We start from the raw sequence: 20,904 nt of genomic DNA, 5'->3' as shown, positions 1-20,904 counted from the left end.
TCGAACGGGGAGTGGCATGGATCGACACACCTGGAAAAAAATCTTCACGTGAGTGGCAAAGAGTGTTCCGGCACGCTTTGCCACTCACGTGCCCGGGTCACGTGAAGGGCGTAGCGGCGGCGTCGAGGGTGGTCCACGACCGCCGGCGGGCGTCGATCGGCGTCCCGCCGAGGATGCGTGCACGCCGGTGCTCGGGTTCGAGCAGCACCGTCGAGAGGGTGGCCCAGCGCTGACCGAAGGGCGCGTCCGGGGCGGGGACGCAGCACAGCTGGGGTTGCCCGGGGTCGGAGTACAGGTACTCGACGAGATGATCGGCGACCGCAGGTGCCGGGTACCGCTCCTGTCGGGAGGTGATCAGCCCGTAGCGGTCCTGGGAGTCGGGCTCGTACAGGCCGGCTTTCTCGCGGGCGGCGTTGACCGGGTCGAGAAAGTGGTTGGTGTGCGTCAGGTACCCGTCGGTCGGGTGCAGGGTGGCAACGCCGACGGGGCTGACCTCGGCGCACGCGACGGTGTCGGGGTCGATCAGCGTCAGCGCGCCCGAGGTCGCGATCGGTGCCGAGTGCAGCAGGTCGAGGGCCTCGCCGACGGTTCCGGCTTCGCTGAGGACCGCCGCCGACAGGATGTGCATGGGCACCCCTGCCGGTGCGTCGTCGCGGTGGCCGAGAATGTTGAAGAACACGCCGAGGCCGGCGCTGTTCATCCCGATCTTGCCGAGGATGCCGTGTTCGGTCAGCCCGACGTAGGCGTGGCGGGTTCCGTGCACCTGATGGGTGTGCCAGTACGGGTCGAGTTCCTGATGCCAGTCCCAGGTTTGGATCCCGAACGGCGCCGACGCGCGATCCGCGGGTGCGTAGGCGATGGTGGAACACTCGCCGGGGCGGGTTGCGGTCGCCTGGGACAGGATCTCCGTGCGGCCGTTCAGCGCCATCACGTGCCAGGGTTCGAGCCCGGCGCCGGCAGCGATGCCCTCGATCTCCTCGAGGTACCGGGGACCCCACGCCCCCAGGACATCCGCGAGACGGTGCGCGCTGTCGCGGGTCCGGTTCTCACTCACGCCGACCGCATCGAACAGGCGCAGATACAGTTCCACGGATGCGGGGAGGTCGGTGCGCAGCTGGGTGCCGCGGGCGAAACCGCGTTCGCGCGACCGGGTGTCGTCGACGCAGACGTGAGGGCGGGCAGCGGTGAATTCGGTCATGGTCGTCCTAGTTATCCAGATGGTGTGAATAAAGCTGTGGAGCAATTGATCACGGGCGGGTTCGGTACGTGCGCATCAGCACGACGTACAGCGCCGCGGAGACGAGCAACCCGACCGGCAGTGAGAGGTCCATGCCGCCGAGCACGTTCGCGACGGGTCCGGTGTAGACCGGGGCGGCGACGCAGAGCGCGGCCGTGGCGATGCCGGTGAAGACGGCGACCGTTCCTGCCCAATTGATCCCGCCGCTGTACCAGTAGGGGCTGCTGCTGGTTTCGTCGCCGAGTCCGAGGCCGTCGTAGCGGTTGCGGCGCCACAGGACGTCGGCGGCGTAGACGGCCATCACGGGACCCATCACGGTCACGACGAGCTGCATCATGTTGCTGACGGTGTCGAGGAAGTTGGAGACGAGCAGGGCGTACAGCGTCATGGCGACGCCCATCGAGCCGTCGAGGAGAACGCTGCGCGAGCGGCGCAGGCGCAGGCCGACCGACTGCAGCGCGAGCCCGGAACTGTAGGCGGTCATCGCGTTGTTGGCGATGGTGCCGACGATGACGGCGAGTAGGAAGATCGGCGTGAACCAGGACGGGAGGACGGCCTCGAGCGCGCTCTGCGGGTCGGCCATGTCGAGCCCGGTGCCGGCGAGTGCGCCGAGCGCGGTGAACAACACGCTGGGGACGAACGCGCCGAGCGCCGTCCACATGGCGACGGACACCGGCGACGTGGTCGCAGGCAGGTACCGGGCGAAGTCCGCGCTGTTGGTGTACGACAGCGGAGCCGACGCCACGATGGACACACCCGCGGCCACCGTCGCCCACAGTCCGATCCCGTGGAGCGCTTCCGCCGGCTGGTAACCCCAGTCGGCATTTCCGACGACATAGCCGGCCATCACCACGAAGATCAGGATCAGCACGACCGCCAGCGGCTGATAGAGCCGCACGATCGTCGCGTGCCCGTACACACCGATGGCCAGCGTGGCGGCGGCGATCGCCAGGATGACGACGACCTTCACGGGGGTGGTCGCTTGGATGCCGAACCGTTCGAGGAGCCGGAACGCCGTGTACGACGCGGCCGCCCAGTTCAGCGCCAGGTAGCAAACGCTGATGAACCAGCTGGTCACGAGGATGTTCACCCGGTTGCCGCGGATGCCGAAGATCGCCCGGGTGATCACCTCGCTGGGTGTGCCCGACGCCGGTCCGCTGGCGGCGACGATCCCGGTGAGGATCGAGAACAGGTTGCCGACGATGATCACCGCGAGCGCCTGCCAGAACGAGAGTCCCATCAGGATCAGGGCGCCGCCGACGACCAGGGCCAGGTAGCTCACGTTGGGCGCCGCCCACACCGCGAACAGGTCCCGGGCGCGGCCGTGTCGCTCGCTGTCCGGGATGAAGTCGATGCCGTGCGTCTCCACCTGCCCGGCACGGTCGGCCGGCGGCGTCGTGCCGGGTTTCAAGACGCGGGAGTCTGCTCGAGTCGATGCCATGGGGTCCTCCGGGTAGACGAGCACGGATGTGCGGCTGGTGGCGCAATCGCCGATCTGGCGTGACCCGGGTCACCGTACGGAACCAAATCGATTTGGACAAGAGCGTGAGAAGGCGATTTGCAAATCGATTTGGTGCAGGTCGGACTGTTGGTAGCCTGATCCGGTGACGGAGAAGCGATCGCGACCCACCATCGCCGACGTGGCACGGCATGCGGGGGTGTCGACCACCACGGTGTCGCACACGTTCAGCGGCAAAGGGGTCGTCGCCGCCGCGACGCGGGAGCGGGTCCGCGCGACCGCGAAGTCCCTGGGCTACCGACCCGACGTCGTGGCGAGGGGCCTGCGCAGCAACCGCCTCGGCATCCTCGCCCTCGTGCTCCGGCCCCTCGAGACGCTGGATTCGTCGCTCCCCGAGGGCGTCGACTACTTCCTGCGGTTCGCGGGTTCGGCGGCGCTGGCCGCGATGGACTTCGGATACGGGCTCATGCTGGTGTCGGACCCGACGCGCGAAGAGTCACCGGCCGCCGCCCTCGCCTGCGACGGGTTCCTGATCACGGAACCCGTCACCGACGATCCCCTCATCGAGATGCTCCTCGGCGAAGGCGTGCCGTTCCTGTCCGTCGGCAAGGATCCGGCGCGGGCCGCGTACGACAACTGGATCGACACCGACACCGAACTCATGACCGACCTGGTGCTGAAGCACCTCGACGACGCGGGGGCGACGCGAGTGGCCCTCGTCGCCGGAACCGACCCTAACTCGTGGAACCTCGGCGCCGAGACCGCCTACCGCGCCTGGGCGGCGGCGCGCGGCCAAGACCCGCTGGTCGCCCATCGGCCCGAGACCACCGGGGAGTCCGGCGGCCGCGACGCCGCCGACGAACTGTTCGACCGCAGCGACCCGCCCGACGCGGTGTACTGCCTCACCGGCAGGCACGCGTCCGGCATGCTCACGCGAGTCCGGGAACGCGGATTCGACGTTCCCGGCGACGTCCAGATCGTCGGCGGCTCCGACTCGGAGCACACCCGATCCGCGACGCCCCCGATCACCTCGGTCGACCTGCAGCCCGAACTCCTTGCCCGCGTTGCCGTCACACAACTCGTCAACCGCCTCGACGACCTCGACCGGCCCGTGCCGCCGGGGAAACTCCACGGACGCCTCATCGTGCGGAACTCCACCCGGACGCCCTGATTCGACGGATGGCAGCGATATCCTTGTGGGCACGCCATCGAGAGGCGAGTCCACGGTTGTATCTGCGCTCTGGTCGTGCCGTCGGAACCAGCGCGCGGCAGCACGAGCCGACGGGGTGAGTGGTCCGTCCGATGGGTGAAGGTGATCCGCTCGACACGCAGCGGTACGTCGTCCCCGTCGTGGCGTCGGAGCTGGGTGCGGCTGGTTTCGACGACGCCGAGGAGATCGGGCGCGGCGGCTTCGGAGTGGTGTACCGCTGCACTCAGGCGGACCTGGATCGCACGGTGGCGGTGAAGGTGCTCACTGTCGATCTCGACGAGGAGAACAAGTCCCGGTTCTTCCGGGAGCAGCGGGCGATGGGCCGGTTGACCGGTCATCCGAACATCGTCGGCGTCCTGCAGGTCGGGGCCACCGACAGCGGCGTTCCGTACATCGCGATGCCGTATCACCCGCACGGGTCGCTGGAAGCCCGGGTCCGCAAGGACGGTCCCCTCGAACTGGACGAGGTGCTGCGGCTGGGGGTGAAGATCGCCGGCGCGGTGGAGACGGCGCACCGGCTCGGCATTCTGCACCGTGACGTCAAACCCGCGAACATCCTGCTCACCGACTACGGCGAACCGGAGTTGACGGACTTCGGCATCGCCCACATCAGCGGCGGTTTCGAGACCGCCACCGGCACGGTCACCGGGTCGCCGGCCTACACCGCACCGGAGGTCCTCCAGGGTGACCCGCCGAGCCCGGCCGCGGACGTCTACGGTCTCGGGGCCACGCTGTTCAGTGCCCTCACCGGCCACGCTGCGTTCGAACGCCGCAGCGGCGAGCAGGTGGTCGCGCAGTTCCTGCGGATCACCACCCAACCCGTGCCCGACCTGCGGGAGCACGGGATCCCCGACGACGTGTCCGACGTGATCGCTTGGGCGATGTCCCGTACTCCCGGCGAACGTCCGGCGACGGCCGCCGACTTCGGGGAGGAACTGCGGCGGATCCAGCTCGATCACGGTCTTTCTGTCGACGACATGGCCCTCCGCACGGAACCCGACGCGCAGGTCCACGACCGAGGGCACGGACCGCGCGGCACCACACCAGCGAGTGGCGTGACGGGAAACCTCCTCCTGGAACTGACGAGCTTCGTCGGCCGCCGGCACGAACTCACCGAGGCGAAGAACCTACTCGCCGGGTCGCGGTTGGTCACGCTGACCGGAATCGGCGGTGTCGGCAAGACGCGGCTGGCGATGCGGGTCGCCGCGGCCGTGCAACGCGAGTACGACGACGGCGCGCGGCTGGTCGAGCTGGGCGAACTACGCGACGGGTCGTCGCTGGTCGACGCGGTGGCCGCGGCCGTGGGTGTCCGGGACCACTCGGCGCGGCCGCTGCGCGAGGTGCTGATCGAGTTCCTCGCCTCCAGAGAACTGCTGCTGGTCCTCGACAACTGCGAGCACCTGGTGGACGCCGCGGCCGAGCTGGCCGAGACACTGTTGCAGGTGTGCCCGGCGCTGCGGATTCTGGCGACCAGCCGCGAATCCCTCGGCATCGGCGGGGAGGCGGTGCTGCAAGTGCCGCCGCTGGCCGTGCCGGATCCCGACCGGAAGCCGTCGTTGCGAGGATTGCCCAAATATGACGCCGTGACCCTGTTCGCCGACCGCGCCGCCGCCGCGGTTCCCGGGTTCGCGCTGACGGAGGACAACGCGGCGGCGGTGGCGGGGATCTGTCACCGCCTCGACGGGTTGCCGCTGCCGATCGAACTGGCCGCTGCGCGGTTGCGGGCAATGTCGCCCGAGCAGATCCTCGAGCGGCTGACCGACCGCTACACGCTGCTGACCCGTGGCAGCCGCGGTGCGCCGACACGGCAGCAGACGTTGCGGCTGTCCATCGACTGGAGTTTCGAACTGTGTACCGCCGGTGAGCAACTGATGTGGGGACGGTTGGCGGTGTTCGCCGGCAGCGTCGAACTCGATGCCGCGGAGCAGGTCTGCGGCGCCGGCCTGGGCCCGGACGAATTGCTCGACACACTGACCTCCCTGGTGGAGAAGTCGATCCTGATCCGGGAGGGGCACGGGCCGGTGGTGCGGTTCCGGATGCTCGAGACTCTCCGAGCGTACGGCTACGAGAAACTCGGGCAGACCGGCGAGACCGTGACTTTGCGTCGCCGTCACCGGGATTGGTACGAGACGCTGGCGCTGGGGGCGGAGGCCGAGTGGATCAGCGCCCGGCAGTTGGACTGGATCGCCCGTTTGAAGCGGGAGCAACCGAACCTCCGTGAGGCGCTGGAGTTCTGCGTCGACGACGATCCCGCCGTCGGCCTGCGCACCGCGGCCGCACTCCGCTGGTTCTGGACCTCCCAAGGCCTGTACAGCGAAGGGCGGCGCTGGTTCTCCGACCTGCTGGACCGCTACCCCGGAGAACCGACGGTCGACCGGATCAGGGCGCTGTACTGCGCCAGCGTGATGGCCAACGTGCAGGGCGATCTCGAGGCGGGGGCCGGACTCGTGGCGGAGGCGCGGAACCTCACCGGGCACACGAGCGATCCCATGATGCGCGCGTTCGTCTCCTTCGCCGACGGAACGCTGGCCCTCTACAGCGGGGACCTTTCAGATGCATGCACGCACCTCGAAACCGCACTCGCGGAGTTCAGCACGCGCGGGGATCGCACACTCGAGACGAACGTGCTCTATCTTCTCGGGTTGGCCTACGGACTGTCCGGCCAGACTGAGCGAGCCGTCGAATGCCACGAGCGGGTCCTCGCGATCACCGAAAAGTACGGCGAGAAGATGTACCGATCGCATTCGCTGTGGGCCTTGGGAATTGCGGTGTGGCGACAGGGCGCTGCCGATCGCGCAGTGCGATATCTGGAGGAATCGCTGGAGCTGTCGCGGCAGGTGCACAGCCCCCGCTTCGCCGCCGCGGCCGTCGAAGCGCTGGCCTGGATCGCGTGCGAGAGACGAGACCCGACTCGGGCCGCAGTGCTGATGGGAGCCGCGCAATGGCTGGCGAGGTCGGTGGGCAGTGCCGCGGTCATCCATTCCAATCTGATCGTCTACCAGACGGAATTCGCCGCGAAGGCCCGGCAGGAACTCGGGGGCAAAGCATTCGCGGCGGCCCACCGCAAAGGTGAAGGGTTCGGCTTCGACGCGGCCATCGCCTACGCCCTCCACGAAGTGCAGCCCGGCACCTCCACACCGGACACCGGCGCGCCGACCCGACTGACCAAGAGGGAAAGCCAAGTTGCCGACCTCATCGCGGAAGGCCTGACCAATCAGGCCATCGCCGACCGCCTCGTGATCTCACCGCGCACCGCCCAAGGCCACGTGGAGCACATCCTGGCCAAGCTGGGTTTCACCTCCCGCACCCAGGTCGCGGCGTGGGTCGTGGAGCAGGCGCACGACTAGGTCGGTGGCCGAGTTCGGTCTCTCGGACGCAGCGCACCGATGGCTGCGGCGATCAGGCAGGCGACGGCTCCGAGAAGCAGTCCTGCGCGGCCGCCCCATTGCTCACACACCCATCCGGTGATGGGTCCGCCGACCGCGGTGGATCCGATGAATGCCATGCCGAACAGGGCCATGACCCGTCCGCGTTTGTCCGGTGCGGCGGCAAGTTGCAGTGTGCTGTTCGTCGTCGAGTTGAACGCGACACTGCATGCTCCGACGCAGGCCATGACGACCAGCATGACCCAGAGATTGGGGGCGACCGCGGCGACGAGGAGAGCGGCTCCGAACGCCGTCGCGGTGAGGACGAGCGGCCGGGTTCCGGTACGGCCCCAGGTTGCGACCGCGAGTCCGCTCATCACCGATCCGGCGCCCATCGCGGCGGTGATGAAGCCGTATGCGCCCGGCCCGGCGTCGAGGGTCTGGTCGGCGATCACCGGCAGGACCACGGGGAATTCGAGGGCGAAACAACCAACCAGCGCCATCATGGTCAGCGGTACGGTCAGTTCGGAGGACTGCCGGACGTACGCGAGACCCTCGCGGAGCTGGCCGCGAGCCCGGGTTGTTGGCGGCGACGGATTCAGCTGCGAGACATCGAGGGTGAGCAGGGAGATCACGACCGCGACGAAACTTGCGGCGTTGAGAAGGAAACACAGTCCGACACCGCCGGCGGCGATGACGAGCCCGGCGATGGCAGGACCGACCATGCGGGCCGTGGAGGTGAGCACCGATTGCAGGCTGACGGCGTTGCGCAGTTGATCGGCCCCGACCATCTCGAGCAGAAACGATTGGCGTGTCGGAGTTTCGAAGCACTGGTTGAGGCCGAGCACGAGCGCGAGAACGTAGACGTGCCAGAGGTGGACCGTTCCGGTGACGGTGAGGATTCCGAGGACCAGTGCCTGCACCCCCATCAAGGTTTGCAGGGCGATCATCAGGCGTCGCTTGTCGACCCGATCGGCGACGACGCCGCCATACGGGGCGACGAGGAGCATCGGCACGGTCTGCAACGCCATCACCGCCCCGATTGCGGTGGCGGAGCCGGAAAGTTCGAGGACGAGCCATGATTGGGCAATAGTCTGCATCCACTTGCCGGCCTGCGAGATCGTCTGGCCGGTGATGTAGCGGCGGAAGTTGGTGGTGCGCAGCGACGCGAAGGTTTGTCCGCGGAGGCCGGAGAGGACGGTCATCGGCGTGGTTCCTCCCTTCCATCGGCGATCCTGAACATGCCGGTCGGCCGGGTGTTCGGCTCGGAGGAACCGAACACCCGGCAGGACCCGCGGTTTCTTGCGAAAAGTAGCTATCCGGCCAGGCCGGGGTACAGCCGTCGTGCCGTGCCCGCGAAGATTTCCCGGCGTTCGGGCTCGGGAACCTCGGCCAGCACCTCCTGGGCGAGGGCGACGAGTTCGGGCAGCGACTGTTCCGCGGCGGGAAGGTTGGAGCCCCACGCGATCCGGTTCGCTCCGAAGCTTTTGAGCACCGGATCCAGGAAACCTGCGGCCTTCGTGCCGGCGTCGTGCAGGCGTTCGAGGTTGCGGTGGGTCAGCTTGAGGTGCAGGGCGGGGTGAACAGCCAACTCCGCCACAGTCTCACCGGCATCGGTGGGCGAGGCGGCAATGTCGGGGTACCCCATGTGGTCGAGCAGCACGCGGACCTTCGGGAACCGGCGCAGCAGAAGATGCAGTTGTTCGGTTGCCGGACCGAGCCGCATCTGCAGGCACACCGTGACTCCGAGTTCGGTGGCCTTGTCCCAGAAGGGATACGTCTCCGGCGCGGCGAACCACTCGCCCTGCGTGGGCACCGTGCTGCCGCTGGTGAACAGCCGGACCCCGGCGAGGCCGGTGTCGCCGACCGCGGCCTCCAGGTTGTCGGCGGCGTCCGGCCGCAATGGATCCACCGTGCCCACCACGATGAACCGGTCCGGCCGCTGCGCCCGGCTGTCGAGTACGTAGGAGTTGTCGTAGCCGTAGGCGGTTGTGGCCTGTACCAGTACGGCCTGGCCGATCCCGGCCTCGTCCATGCGCTCGACCATGCCGTCGGCGGTGACCGGGCGGGTGGTCGCCCAACCGGACTGGGTCCCGCCGATCGGGGCCCGGGGGTAGCGGGTCACGTCGTCGGAGATGATGTGGCAGTGGGTGTCGACGATGTCCAAGGTCTACACCTTTCTCGTTCGGTGGGCTGGCTCAGGCGTCCGGGTACTCGCCCTTGGCGAACACCTGGTGGGGATCGGTGGAGAAGTCCGGGTCGAGGAGCCCCTGGTCCCGGGAGTACTTCACGAGCGCGCGCACACTCGCGTCGTTGGCATCGAGACCGTAGGGGATCGGATCGCCCTGGATCTTGTTGGCCTGCTTGCCCAGTCGCGGCAGCGCCGACCACTGCGGATCGGCCTCGATCTGACGGCGCTTGCTCTCGGCGAATGCGGCGTACAGGGCGGTGGGCAACGCCGGGTCGCGGTCGACAAGTTCGCTGCGGATCGCGATCACCGAGTGCAGCGGATAGATCCCGGTGCGCAGGTACCAGTCGGTGGCGAGCACCTCGTGGTCGGGGAACAGCGGGTACGGCCCGTCCTCGACCGCGGGTTGCTCGGCCGCCGCCGACCACCCGGCCCGCGGCGCCCCCGCACGTCCGGTGCCGGCGTTGCCGCTGAATGCGGCGTCGATCTCGCCGGCCCGCAGCAACTCGCCGAGCGAGCGGCCGTCGGTGACGCGCTCGACGTTCGAGGGAGCACGGCCTTCGATGTGGTCGTCGTCGTCCACGACCCACTTCACGGTGTCGATGTCGAGGCCGTACTCGTCGCGCAGGATGCCGCGCATCCACACCCCGGTGGTCACCGTGTACGCGCGGACACCGATCCGCTTGCCTTGGAGATCGGCGGGGAAGCGGATTCCCGACGCCGAACCGCACTGCACGTCGGCGTGGTGGAAGCGGCGGTTGAGGAAGACCGGGATACCGGTGAGCGGAACGCCGGCCTGCAACGCCATCAGGTAGGAGGTCGGCGCGAGTTCGCACACGTCGAACTCGAGATCGCGGATCATCCGGCGGTATGCGCCGATGATCGGGCTGACCTCGACCGGTTTCACGTCGTAGCCGTTCACCGGGACGTCGCCGCCCAGCAGGGCCTGCACGTGCTGGTAGTCGCCGAGTGCGACCGAGAGCGTGTTCATGTTCAGCCTTTCGTATTCCAGAAGGAGCGAGTGGTTCAGCCGCCGAGCCGGGACGCGGTCACCCCGAGCGCGGCGCAGGTGCGATCGACCAGTTCGTCGAATTCGACGCGGCGCGGCAGCACCCCCTGCTCGTAGGCGTAGCGGGCGGCGTCGGTGACAGGTCCGCGCAGACCGTCGAACCCGACGGGGCTCAGGTTCACCGGACCCGCTGTGGGAGCGGTAGTCGCGGCGGCCTCGGCCAGCGCGTCGTACACCGCGAGTACGGCTTTCGGGTCCTCGTCGGCGGCCGCCGCGCTGAACCCCACCACGTGGTTGATCGGAGCGAAACCCTTGCGTGCAGCCCATTCGGCGGCGACCGCGAGCGCGTTGGGAATGGCGGTGCGGATCCGGTCGTCGGAGGGCAGTTCATTGCCCATGATCCCGTAGTCGAGTCGGCCTTCGAGGAAGTCGGCCTGCAGTCTGGCGTCCTCGGGGGCGCGCGTGACCCACTCCGGGTCGGTGGCCCCGTCGACGTGCCCGCCCTCGTACGTGTGCCAGTTCACGTCGGAGAGATCGAGGCCGTACTGCTCGCTGAGGAACCCGCGCAGCCACACCCCGGTGGTCTGGCTCCACGAGCGCACGCCGACGCTCCGGCCCCGCACACCTTCGACGCCCAGTTCGCCCAGCGTCACCAGGGTCTGATGCTGGTACCGGCCGAGCATGGTGATCGGCAGCAGCGCCACCGGCTTGTCGTACGCGGCCGCCTGCAGCAGCGTCACCACGGCCAGCTCGCACACGTCCGCCGCCGCGTCGTTCACGAAACCGCGCGATGCCTTGTGCACGGGCCGGATGTCGACACGTTCGGCCGTGGCACCGGCGGCCGCGGCCCCCTCGACGGCGACGGCAGCGAGATCGTCTCTGCCCAATACGATTTTCATTGACGAGTCCTCGTTTCGTTGGTCGTGAACAGTCCCCGCGCGGTCATACGTCCTCGCCGTACTGCATGCGCCGGTACGGCACGCTGAGCACGTCGCGGGTGATGCGCACGTCGATCACGGTGGGCCGGGGGTCGCGGACGTACTCGGCCAGCGCGGCGCGCAGTTCGTCGGTCGTGCGGACGGTGGCGCCGCCGCCGCCGAGTGCCTTCCCGACCGTGCCGAGTTCGGGGGTGGGGATGACGGCGAGCTCCGGGTCGAGGCCCTTGGCCTTCGCCTTGTGGTACTCCGCGCCGAGGCCTTCGTCATTCATGACGACCACGAGCACCGGAAGCCCGTAGCGGCACGCGGTCTCGAACTCCGACAGGTGCATCAGGAAGCTCGCGTCGCCTTCGACCACGAACGTCGGCTTGCCGCCGTTGGCGACGACGGTTCCGATGGTCAGCAGCGGGGCCTGGCCGATGGCACCGAACATGCCGTAGTTCGAGGTGATCTCGCGGGACCGCTGGAAGAGCATGGTGCCGAAGTCCGTCTGGTGTCCGCTGCCGAGCACCAGCCCGATCTCGCCGGGAAGTTCGGCGTCCAGCACCGAGATCGCCGCGCGCGGGTCGAGAAGGCCCGGCTGACTGCGGTAGTCGGCAGGGTCGATCAGCGGGGCCGTGAGCCGGCCGTGCACCTCGGGGGTGTGGAAGCCTTCCATCTCGATACCGCGAACCCCCAGCGCGCCCGACAGGGCATCGAGGGCGGTGACTGCGTCGGCCTGCATGTAACAGTCGGCGACCTGACCGTTTCCCATCACCAGGTGCGGCGCCGTGTCGATCTGGATGAACCGGGCTTCGGGGAACAGGTATCCGCTCTCGATGGTGTAGTGGTTGAGGCTCGCGCCCACCGACACCACGCAGTCGGCTTCCTGCAGCAGCTCCATCGCGAGCCTGCTGCCGAACAGTCCCGCGATCCCCACGTGGTACTCGGTGTCGCCGCTGAGCCAGTTCTTGGCCTGCAGCGTGGTGGCGAGCAGGGCGCCGGTGCGACGCTGAAGCGCGAGGATCTGCTCGCCTGCTTCCGCGTTGCGGGCGCCCCGGCCGGCGACGATCACGACTCGTTTGCTCGCCCCGATGATTTCGCACGCCTGCTGGATCCGGTCCGGGTGCGGTAGCAGCTTCGGGGCCCGGAGCAGCTCGGTGGACGGGACGTACGGCATGTCGTCCTCGAACTCCTGCAGCTGCACGTCGAACGGGGCGCTGATCATCACCGGCCGGGATTGGGTGCGGGCCAGGTAGAAGGCGCGCTGCACCACTTCTGCGGCCGACTCGGCCTTGGTCACCTGGAGGAACTCGCACTCGATCGCGGCGGCGAACCGACGCTGGTCGAGGTACTGCACAGCGCCCTCGTCACCCAGCGGCGTCTCCCCGCAGAACGCGACCAGCGGGATGCGCGCCCGGCTCGCCACGATCATCGACGTGGCCAGCTGCGCGGTACCGGGCCCGCTCGTCGTCGTCACGACGCCGGGCCGGCCGGATGCGCGGGCGTAACCGTGCGCCATGCTCAGACCCGCACCCTCGTGACGCACCTCGTACAGGCGCGTCCCGCGGGTGGCCAGGGCATTCATCCAGTGCATGTTGGCGTCGCCCATCATGCCGAACACATCCGTGGTGCCCTCGGCGGCGAACGCTGCTGCGAGCGCTTCGTAGACCTTCACTGCGCGACCTCTTCTTGCTTGTGGTGGTTCCGGACGTGGCTTGCGAGGCGCGGGAACACCTTCAGCGCGTTGCCGCCGTAGATCGCCTGCCGGTCGGCGTCGCTGATGGAGTCGATGGAGTCCAGCAGCGCCTTGGTGTCGTCGAAGCGGCGCCCGGTCTCCGGGTCGACGCTGCGAACGGCGCCGATCATCTCGGAGGCGAAGAGCACGTTCTCGGCGGGGATGATGTCCGTGAGCAGTTCGAGGCCCCGCTTGTGGTAGACGCAGGTGTCGAAGAAGACGTTGCGCAGCAACGATTCCTCCAGAGGGGGCCTGCCCTGGTCCTGCATCATCCCGCGGTAGCGGCCCCAGTGGTAGGGCACCGCGCCGCCGCCGTGCGGCAGGATCAGCCGCAGCGTCGGGAAGTCGGTGAACAGGTCCGACTGGCACAGCTGCATGAAGGCGGCGGTGTCGCCGTTGAGGTAGTGCGCGCAGGTGCCCTGGATCGCGGGGTTACGGGACATCGCGACGTGAATCATCGCGGGCACGTCCAGTTCCACCATCTTCTCGTAGAGCGGGTAGTAGATCCGGTCGGTCAGCGGCGGCGCCTGCCAGTACCCGTCGGAGGGGTCCGGGTTGAGGAGACAGCCGACGAATCCGAGTTCTTCGACGCAGCGCTCGAGTTCTGCGGCAGAGTTCCGGATGGACGAGGCCAGCGCGTCGCCGGGCGACTGCGGAAGCTGGCACACCGCGGCGAAACGATCGGGGAACAGGCCGCACACCCGGGCGATGAGGTCGTTGCTGACCTGCGACCAGACCAGGCTGGTCTGCTCGTCGCCGTAGTGGTGGGCCATCTTTCCCGCGCCGGGGGAGAAGACCGTGAGGTCGGTGCCGCGTTCGATCTGGAGCTTCAGCTGCCCCTGTTCGATTGCGGTCCTGATCTCGTCGTCGCTGATGTGCAGCGTCTCGGGTGAGACGCGCGCGCCCGAATCCTCGAACGCCTTGATCTGGCGCTCGCGCCACTGTCCGAGCGCCGGTGGCGCGGTGGTGAAGTGGCCGTGACAGTCGATGATCATGAAGGTTTTTCTCCAGGTGAGTGTTCGGGGTCAGGAGCGACCGGTGAGTTTGCGGCCCAGTTCCAGGCCGGGATAGCTGCGCACCGGCGCGGACATGAGGAAGCGGTAGCCCTCTTCGAGCACCTGCTCGACGTTGCCCGGGGTCACGTGCGGATGGCCGACCACGACGTCGTGGTCGTGACAGATCTTCACGATCCGGCTCCTGGCCTCGACCATCAGCGGGTGGTCGAGTTGGCGGGGCACGCCCAGTTCCTGGCTGAGATCGCCCTCGCCGATGAGGATGAGACCGATTCCGGGCACCTGTTCGAGGATCGCCGGGAGGTTCTCGATGCCCAGTTGATCCTCGATCTGGATCACGACGAGGATCTCGCCGTCCGGGGCGAGCGGCCACACGTCGGCCTTCGCGTAGTACTCGTCGTTCGACAGGCCCCAGTAACGTGCGGCGGCGGCAGGCGCGTCGCCGCGCAGACCCGGCGGGTCGTACCGCTCCTCGCCCGGCAGACGGGGGTACCGGCAGGCCGCGACCGCGTTGCGCGCCTCCTCGACCCGGCTGATGTGCGGCCACACGATTCCGTACGCTCCGAGATCGAGTGCCTGCTTCGCATGCCACTGGCCGTGTTCGGCGCCGTTGACGGGAATCCGGATCAGCGGGGTGGGCGACGGGGCGAGCGTGCCCGATTCGAATATCCGTCGCCGGTTGAGCAGGTACTGCAGGCTGTCCCGCAACGTCGTTGCGTCCCAGGGCTTGTGCTCGGCCTCGAACACCAGACCGTCGTAGTCGCTGGTCGCGAAGTCCAGCGCTGCCGCCGGCTCGGGAGCAGCGAACGCCGCGAAGGCGTGCTGTCCCGATTCCAGCGCACCGATCACACTATTGAGTCTTGCCACTTGCCACTCCGCTCTGCTCGCTCTGTCGCTTGTGAATGGTCCTGAGCCACCAGGCGCGCACGCGGGCCCACACGGTCGGCCGACTCGGTGCAGGCACGACCGCCGTGTCCCCGGCGCACCGGCGCACCAGTTCGTCTGTGAAGTCGTTGGTCATCCGGGACACCACGGCGCCGGCGCCCGCTTCGATCACCGACGCGAGCTTGCCCGCGAGGGCTACCTCTCCGGTCACCTGCACCCGTGCGCCGCCCGCGTGGTCCTCGGTGATCCGGAAGTTCGCGTGCGCGGTGAACCGCGTCGCGCCCTGCCCGTCCCGTCCACGCGCCGAAAGTCGTCCCTCCCAGGCGGGCTCGTCCAGCTCCAGCGACATCCGGGCGCCGAACCGCACCCGGATCGCGCTGAATTTCACGACCAGCGTGCCGTCGAACGAGCCGTCGTCGTGGAACTGTCCGAGTTCGGCACCGTTGATGCACGACACCACCTCGGTGGGGTCGGAAATGACTTCCCACACCCGCCCCGGTGGTGCGGGTACGGCGATTGCTTCGTCGATCTTTATCACAACTGTGTCCTCGCTTGGCGATCGTGAACAGCCACCACAGACCACTGTGGCGCTTCGGGGAAACTCGCGAGACTCGATCAGCGAGCTGGTGTCGGAGGGCGTGCCCTCGCCGGCAGCGAGCAGGCCGGTCACCAGATGGCTCTGGCATCATCCGAGTCTCCCCGGTCGGCTCTCGGATTGTTTAACAACTTTCTGTCGCCAGACTAGCAGCGGGATGCGACGAACAGCAAGAACTTGTTTTCCTGGCATCGGATTGCCCGTCAATCCCAGCTCGATCGGGTTCATCTTGTAGAACAATCGTGAATCGAGGGTGGATTTTCCCAGTGTGGTCGCGCCGCCGGACGCGAACCCGGAGTCGTCGCTGCCCGCTCCACGCCGACTTTCGCGAAGTTGTTAGACGATCCGGGCCTCAAAGGCTTGTAATGGGCGTCACTCCCGCGTAAATTGAGCGAAACCGTAAGACAAAACCGATATTCACTCATCGGTCGAATGACGGCATCGGCGCACTGACACCAGTGCACTCCCCGGGTTCGGAGGCACACCACATGCACTCCCCGGGTTCGGACGCAACAGAGGAGTTGTATTCATGTCCACAACCTTGTCCATCGCGGCGAAGTCCTACCCGCACACGGCGTTCCTCACGGAACCCGGCTTCAACGTCGAGGGGCATCCCGTCGAGCTCGCGGCAGCGGATCCGATCTACAAGGCGTTCGCTCCCATGGTGCGTGAGCTCCGGTACGACTTCAGTGAATTGGCCATCGCCACCTATCTGCAGGCCCGGGAGGCCGGCGCCCCGATCGCGCTGCTGCCGGTGGTGCTCAGCGGCGACTTCCACCACCACTCCCTGACCCGCTGGCCCGGTTCGGCCGAGATCAGCCCGGCGGACCTGGCAGGCAAGCGGGTCGCGGTCCGGGCCTACAGCCAGACGACCGGCCTGTGGGTGCGCGGAATCCTGCACGAGGAGTTCGGCGTCGACGCCAAAGAAGTCACCTGGGTGACCACCGAGGAGCCACACGTCGCCAGCTACGTCGAGCCGCCGAACGTCGAGCGCACGACGGGCAAGGTGCTCGACGTGCTGGGGCGCGGCGACGTCGTGGCGGCGGTCCTCGGTCCGCCGGCGCTCGACGGGGCGCAGGGGCCGCTGGTGCCGATCATCCCGAACTGGCGGGAGGCCGAGGAGGCGTGGGGCGCCCGGCACAAGACGGTGCCGATCAACCACGTGCTCACCGTCCGGCGGGACCTCCTCGAGGCCGAGCCCCGCACGGTATCGGCGCTCTACCAGGCTTTCGGAGACCGGATCGAGGCGCGCAAGGCCGCCGAAACCGAGCCCGGTCCCCGCGTGCGCGCCCTCCGCTTCGGAGTGACCGACGAGCTCGTCGCCGGTCTGCAGATCGCGATCGACTACGCGTTGCAGCAGAACGTCATCCGCACACCCGTGACGGTGGCCGAACTCCTCGACGACTTCACCCGGCACCTCGGCGACCTCGCCTGAGCGTGCCCGCCTGCCACTTTCCGCCCGCCACCCCACCCACCAGTCGTGAGGTACTGATGTTCAGCGTCGACACACACACCCACATCATTTCGCCCGACACCGATGCCTACCCCGCAGATCCGCTCGGCGGCCACCGGTCCACCTGGTCCCAGGAACGACCCACCGACATCGACGGCCTGCTGCGCGCCGCCGACGCCGCCGACGTCGACCACCTGGTCGTCGTCCAGGCCTCCACGGTGTACGGATTCGACAACAGCTACGTAGCCGACCAGCTCACACGGCACCCCGACCGCCTCAGCGGGGTGTGCTCGGTGGACTTCCTCTCCCCGAAGGTGGTCGACGACCTCCACCACTGGATCGACGAGCGCGGCTTCTCGGGGGTCCGCATCCGGGCCGCGGACGGGACGACCGCCGTCCCGACGCCCGGCCGCGGGCTCGACGACGAGCGCATGGCGCCGGTCTGGCAGTTCCTGTCCGACCGCCGGGTGCCGGTCTGCATCCAGATGCACGCCCAGCACGCTCCGATCCTCGCCGGGCTCCTCCAGCAGTACCCGGGACTCACCGCGATCCTCGACCACGCGGGCCGACCGCAACTGGACTCCGCGCCGTACCCGAGCGCGGACGGAGTTCCCCAGCTCAGCGAGACGGGCCGCGTGTTCATCAAGATCACGCCGCCGGCCGTACTCCGCGCGCAGCGCGAGAGCGGATCCGCGGCACCGCTGGTCCGCACGCTGATCGAGGAGTTCGGCGCGGCCCACGTCATGTGGGGTTCGAACTTCCCCGCCTCGGCCGGATCGCTGGCAGAGCTGGCCGACCTCATCAGGGAGCAACTGCCGTCACTCGACACATCCGACCTGGAACTGATCGCGGGCGGCACCGCCGGCCGGCTGTACGGGCTCTCCCGGGGCAGCTCCGTCACCACTGCCGCGAAGGAATGTTGATCGCTATGAAGCGCTTTCGGCGCAGGCTCTGCATGGCCTCGGTCATGGCAGTCGCCGTCGTCCTGACCGCCTGCGGCGGTCCGCCGCCCGTTCCGGACACCAAGAACCTCGACGAGCTGTACCAGGCGGCCAAGGCCGAAGGGGAGGTCGTCTGGTTCGCGCCGAAGCCGGAGGCTCAGATGAAGCCGGCGATCGACGCGTTCGAGAAGAAATACCCGGGGATCGAGGTCCGGTACACGAACAAGAAGGCACCGGATCTGGTCACCCAGCTCAATGTGGAGCAGGCCGCCGACCGGGTGACGTTCGACGTGTCCAACGCAGGTGGGCTCACGGTCCTGCCGTCGCAGTCCATGGCGGCGAAGGTCGACTGGGCATCCTACGAGGTGCCCAGCGACCAGATCTTCGCCGACGACTTCGTCTACGTGTGGGCGGTACCGAAGGTCTGGGCCTACAACACCGACGCCCTGTCCCCGAATGATGTGCCCGCGAGCTGGAACGACCTGCTGGATCCGCGATGGAACGGCGGAAAACTCAGCGTCGAGTCGCGTGGCTCCTTCATGACCGTGTGGGCCCAGGACCCGGCCCTCAGCACCGACGCCGGTCTCGACTACGCGTCCCGGCTGGCCGAGCTGAACCCCCACTACACCGAGAACACGACGCAGGCCCACACACTCGTCGTGTCCGGTCAGACACCGGTCGGCACCGACCTCATCAACCTCGTGCTCGAGGACGAGGCGAAGGGCGCGCCGGTCGCCGTCGCACCGGTCGGCCCCACGAACGCCAACAAGTCCTACCTGTTCGTGGCCGACGGGGCCCCGCACCCGGCGGCCGGTCGCCTGCTCACCGCCTTCCTCGCCTCCGAAGAGGGCCAGTCCGCCCTGGTCGACACGTACAACTCGGCCATCCCCACCAACACGGACTGCACCGACGCCGCCACGAACCGTGTCATCGGCGCCCTGTGTGCCGCCGGCGTCGAATGGTTCGGCGAAACCGACCTCGCGCAGTACGAGCAGTTCTCAGATTTCTTTCCCGAGGTCGAAGAGGCCTTGGGTACCAACGTCAACTGACGGCTCCCACCGCCGCACCGCTGCCCGTGACGGGCGGCAGACTCTATCCCCTCACCCTTGGAGACTTCAGCGATGCAGTCCGGCACCCAGCTCTCCACCGGCGTACGCCCTCGACCCGACGACGTACGCCCTCAGCCCGCCGACGTACACCACCCCAAGCGCCGGGACCGCGTCCTGGTCGGCGTCAACATCGCCATCGGCGGGATCGTCGCCTATCTCATGCTCTTCCCCCTGGGCATGCTGTTGTTCAGCAGCCTCAAGGACAGCGAGACCAAGCTGCCCTTCCAGGTTTCCGGGTTCACGCTCGCCAACTTCACAGCGGTCTTCTCCTCGAAGCGCCTCGTCGACGTTGCGCTCAATTCGTTCGTCTTCGTGGTCGGCACCGTGTCACTGGCGCTGGTCGTCAGCGTCAGCCTGGCCTACCTGTTCGAGCGGACCGACATTCCGGGTCGCCGTTTCCTCGCACCGAGCACGCTGGCCCCCATGGCCGTGCCTGCGACGGTCATGGCGGTGGCCTGGGTCCTGGCCGCCAACCCCACCAACGGCCCGATCGCCATCGTCATCGAGCGGGTTTTCGGGCTCTCGATCGACATCTACTCGCTGCCGGGCATGATCCTGGTGGCCGGCATCTTCGGTGTCCCGGGCATGTACATCATGCTCGCGCCGACGTTCGCCCGGCTCAACCTCGAATTCGAGGAGGCCGCGGCCACGTCGGGTGCCGGCTGGTGGACGCGAACCCGCAAAGTGGTTCTGCCGCTGACGATGCCGGGGATTTCCGCGGCAAGCATGCTGCTCGTCGTCATCGCGCTCGAGGAGTTCGCGATCCCGGCCATCCTCGGAATGCCGGACCAGATCTTCGTGTTCAGCAGTCTCATCCAGGCGTCCCTGCAGCCGCCGTCGGGTCTGGCCAACTACGGCCAGGCCAGTGCCTACGGCATCATGCTCGTCCTGCTGTCCCTCGTGATGATCGCCGTCTACCGGCGTCAGACCCGTGAGTCCCACCGATTCCAGGTGGTGGGAGGCAAGGGGTACCGGTCCACACCGGTGCGGCTGGGGCGGTGGCGCATCCCGGTTGCCGGCATCGTCTCGTTCTACGTTCTCGTCGCGATCATCGTGCCCATCCTGACCCTGGTCTGGACGAGCCTGACCCCGTACCTGCAGCCGATCAACTTCGACAACCTGGGTGCGCTCAGCCTCGCCAACTACGGCGCAATCTTCACCAACCCGAATCTGACGCACGCGGTCGTCAACACCCTGGTGATCAGCCTGATCACGGCGACGCTGACTGCCGGATTCGCCCTGTGGCTGGCGCTGGCCTCGACCCGCGCCGGGCGCCTCGGCAGGGGCCTGTTCGATCTGTCCTTCCTGGTCTTCGCCATCCCCAGCGTCGTGCTCGGCATGGCGGTGCTGTTCCTCTACCTGTACCTGCCCATCCCGATCTACGGCACGATCTGGATCATCATCATCGCGTTCACCACCCGGTACATCCCGCGCGGATCACGCATGATTCAGACGGCACTGTTGCAACTCGACAAGGGACTCGAAGAGGTGGGACGCGTCAGCGGTGCGTCCAACGCCGTCGTGCTGCGGCGGGTGGTCTTCCCGCTCGTCGCTCCCGCGGTGTCGAGCACGTGGCTGTGGGTGTTCGCCAACTCGCTGGGCGAACTTCCGATCGCGCTGCTGCTGTCCAGTTCCGACAACCGCACCGTCGTGGTGCTGCTGTGGGACATGATCGGTGAAAGCGCGAACTATCCCGAGGCCAGTGCCCTCGCGGTCCTCCTGCTCGCCCTGTCCGCCGTCTCCGTCTGGTGGGTCAACCGCCGTGGCTTCCAACAACACATCTGA

16 protein-coding genes are annotated in these 20,904 nt (G+C 67.9%); 6 read left to right on the top strand and 10 right to left on the bottom strand.

Annotation, left to right across the window (positions count from 1 at the left end):
* Positions 1-97 precede the first annotated feature (97 nt).
* Positions 98-1,198, bottom strand: coding sequence for a C45 family autoproteolytic acyltransferase/hydrolase (locus JWS13_RS23785; RefSeq protein ID WP_206007775.1), 1,101 nt, complete (start codon positions 1,196-1,198; stop codon positions 98-100).
* 49 nt (positions 1,199-1,247) lie between these two features.
* Positions 1,248-2,678, bottom strand: coding sequence for a purine-cytosine permease family protein (locus JWS13_RS23780; RefSeq protein ID WP_206007773.1), 1,431 nt, complete (start codon positions 2,676-2,678; stop codon positions 1,248-1,250).
* Between the two features lie 163 nt (positions 2,679-2,841).
* Between JWS13_RS23780 and JWS13_RS23775 the strand changes: the two genes are divergently transcribed.
* Entirely contained in the window at positions 2,842-3,867 is a 1,026-nt protein-coding gene (locus JWS13_RS23775; RefSeq protein ID WP_206007771.1) for a LacI family DNA-binding transcriptional regulator, read from the top strand.
* Positions 3,868-3,998: 131 nt separating this feature from the next.
* Positions 3,999-7,253, top strand: coding sequence for a protein kinase domain-containing protein (locus tag JWS13_RS23770; protein WP_206007769.1), 3,255 nt, complete (start codon positions 3,999-4,001; stop codon positions 7,251-7,253).
* Here JWS13_RS23770 and JWS13_RS23765 read toward each other — a convergent pair.
* The 8 genes from JWS13_RS23765 to JWS13_RS23730 form a co-directional block, all read right to left on the bottom strand.
* Positions 7,250-8,476 (bottom strand): MFS transporter, encoded by a 1,227-nt coding sequence (locus tag JWS13_RS23765; RefSeq protein WP_206007761.1) that lies wholly within the window; start codon positions 8,474-8,476, stop codon positions 7,250-7,252. The two genes, JWS13_RS23770 and JWS13_RS23765, sit on opposite strands and share 4 nt — an antisense overlap.
* 110 nt (positions 8,477-8,586) lie before the next feature.
* Complete coding sequence (locus JWS13_RS23760; protein WP_206007759.1) at positions 8,587-9,438, bottom strand: amidohydrolase family protein; 852 nt, start codon at positions 9,436-9,438, stop codon at positions 8,587-8,589.
* A 31-nt stretch (positions 9,439-9,469) separates the two neighbouring features.
* Entirely contained in the window at positions 9,470-10,450 is a 981-nt protein-coding gene (locus tag JWS13_RS23755) for a substrate-binding domain-containing protein (RefSeq protein WP_206007758.1), read from the bottom strand.
* Between the two features lie 35 nt (positions 10,451-10,485).
* Entirely contained in the window at positions 10,486-11,367 is an 882-nt protein-coding gene (locus JWS13_RS23750; RefSeq protein WP_206007756.1) for a hypothetical protein, read from the bottom strand.
* A gap of 43 nt (positions 11,368-11,410) precedes the next feature.
* Complete coding sequence (locus JWS13_RS23745; protein ID WP_206007754.1) at positions 11,411-13,063, bottom strand: thiamine pyrophosphate-binding protein; 1,653 nt, start codon at positions 13,061-13,063, stop codon at positions 11,411-11,413.
* A complete protein-coding gene (locus JWS13_RS23740) occupies positions 13,060-14,118 on the bottom strand; it encodes an amidohydrolase family protein (RefSeq protein WP_206007752.1) in 1,059 nt (352 codons plus the stop codon). The genes JWS13_RS23745 and JWS13_RS23740 overlap by 4 nt, the downstream gene beginning before the upstream one ends.
* A gap of 30 nt (positions 14,119-14,148) precedes the next feature.
* Complete coding sequence (locus JWS13_RS23735; protein ID WP_206007750.1) at positions 14,149-15,003, bottom strand: HpcH/HpaI aldolase family protein; 855 nt, start codon at positions 15,001-15,003, stop codon at positions 14,149-14,151.
* Positions 14,987-15,559, bottom strand: a complete 573-nt coding sequence (locus tag JWS13_RS23730; protein WP_124391920.1) for an SRPBCC family protein — start codon at positions 15,557-15,559, stop codon at positions 14,987-14,989. Before JWS13_RS23730 ends, JWS13_RS23735 begins: the two co-directional genes overlap by 17 nt.
* A 586-nt stretch (positions 15,560-16,145) precedes the next feature.
* Between JWS13_RS23730 and JWS13_RS23725 the strand changes: the two genes are divergently transcribed.
* The 4 genes from JWS13_RS23725 (at position 16,146) to JWS13_RS23710 (ending at position 20,904) form a co-directional block, all read left to right on the top strand.
* Positions 16,146-17,051, top strand: coding sequence for a substrate-binding domain-containing protein (locus JWS13_RS23725; RefSeq protein ID WP_206007749.1), 906 nt, complete (start codon positions 16,146-16,148; stop codon positions 17,049-17,051).
* Positions 17,052-17,107: 56 nt separating this feature from the next.
* Positions 17,108-17,992, top strand: a complete 885-nt coding sequence (locus tag JWS13_RS23720) for an amidohydrolase family protein (protein ID WP_206007747.1) — start codon at positions 17,108-17,110, stop codon at positions 17,990-17,992.
* A 5-nt stretch (positions 17,993-17,997) separates the two neighbouring features.
* Positions 17,998-19,059: an extracellular solute-binding protein gene (locus tag JWS13_RS23715; protein ID WP_241032273.1), complete on the top strand. Its 1,062-nt coding sequence runs from the start codon at positions 17,998-18,000 to the stop codon at positions 19,057-19,059.
* A 72-nt stretch (positions 19,060-19,131) separates the two neighbouring features.
* Positions 19,132-20,904 (top strand): ABC transporter permease, encoded by a 1,773-nt coding sequence (locus tag JWS13_RS23710; protein ID WP_206007737.1) that lies wholly within the window; start codon positions 19,132-19,134, stop codon positions 20,902-20,904.

This window comes from Rhodococcus pseudokoreensis (assembly GCF_017068395.1).
GTDB classification, from domain to species: Bacteria; Actinomycetota; Actinomycetes; order Mycobacteriales; family Mycobacteriaceae; genus Rhodococcus_F; species Rhodococcus_F pseudokoreensis.
The sequence above is the reverse complement of the archived record's forward strand: the minus strand, read 5'-3'. Positions and strand labels throughout refer to the sequence as shown.

Bases quoted from the DNA above. Each gene is read 5' to 3' on its own strand.
- JWS13_RS23785 (WP_206007775.1), bottom strand. From the start codon at position 1,198: ATGACCGAATTCACCGCTGCCCGCCCTCACGTCTGCGTCGACGACACC.
- JWS13_RS23780 (WP_206007773.1), bottom strand. From the start codon at position 2,678: ATGGCATCGACTCGAGCAGACTCCCGCGTCTTGAAACCCGGCACGACG.
- JWS13_RS23770 (WP_206007769.1), top strand. From the start codon at position 3,999: ATGGGTGAAGGTGATCCGCTCGACACGCAGCGGTACGTCGTCCCCGTC.
- JWS13_RS23765 (WP_206007761.1), bottom strand. From the start codon at position 8,476: ATGACCGTCCTCTCCGGCCTCCGCGGACAAACCTTCGCGTCGCTGCGC.
- JWS13_RS23755 (WP_206007758.1), bottom strand. From the start codon at position 10,450: ATGAACACGCTCTCGGTCGCACTCGGCGACTACCAGCACGTGCAGGCC.
- JWS13_RS23750 (WP_206007756.1), bottom strand. From the start codon at position 11,367: ATGAAAATCGTATTGGGCAGAGACGATCTCGCTGCCGTCGCCGTCGAG.
- JWS13_RS23740 (WP_206007752.1), bottom strand. From the start codon at position 14,118: ATGATCATCGACTGTCACGGCCACTTCACCACCGCGCCACCGGCGCTC.
- JWS13_RS23725 (WP_206007749.1), top strand. From the start codon at position 16,146: ATGTCCACAACCTTGTCCATCGCGGCGAAGTCCTACCCGCACACGGCG.
- JWS13_RS23720 (WP_206007747.1), top strand. From the start codon at position 17,108: ATGTTCAGCGTCGACACACACACCCACATCATTTCGCCCGACACCGAT.
- JWS13_RS23715 (WP_241032273.1), top strand. From the start codon at position 17,998: ATGAAGCGCTTTCGGCGCAGGCTCTGCATGGCCTCGGTCATGGCAGTC.
- JWS13_RS23710 (WP_206007737.1), top strand. From the start codon at position 19,132: ATGCAGTCCGGCACCCAGCTCTCCACCGGCGTACGCCCTCGACCCGAC.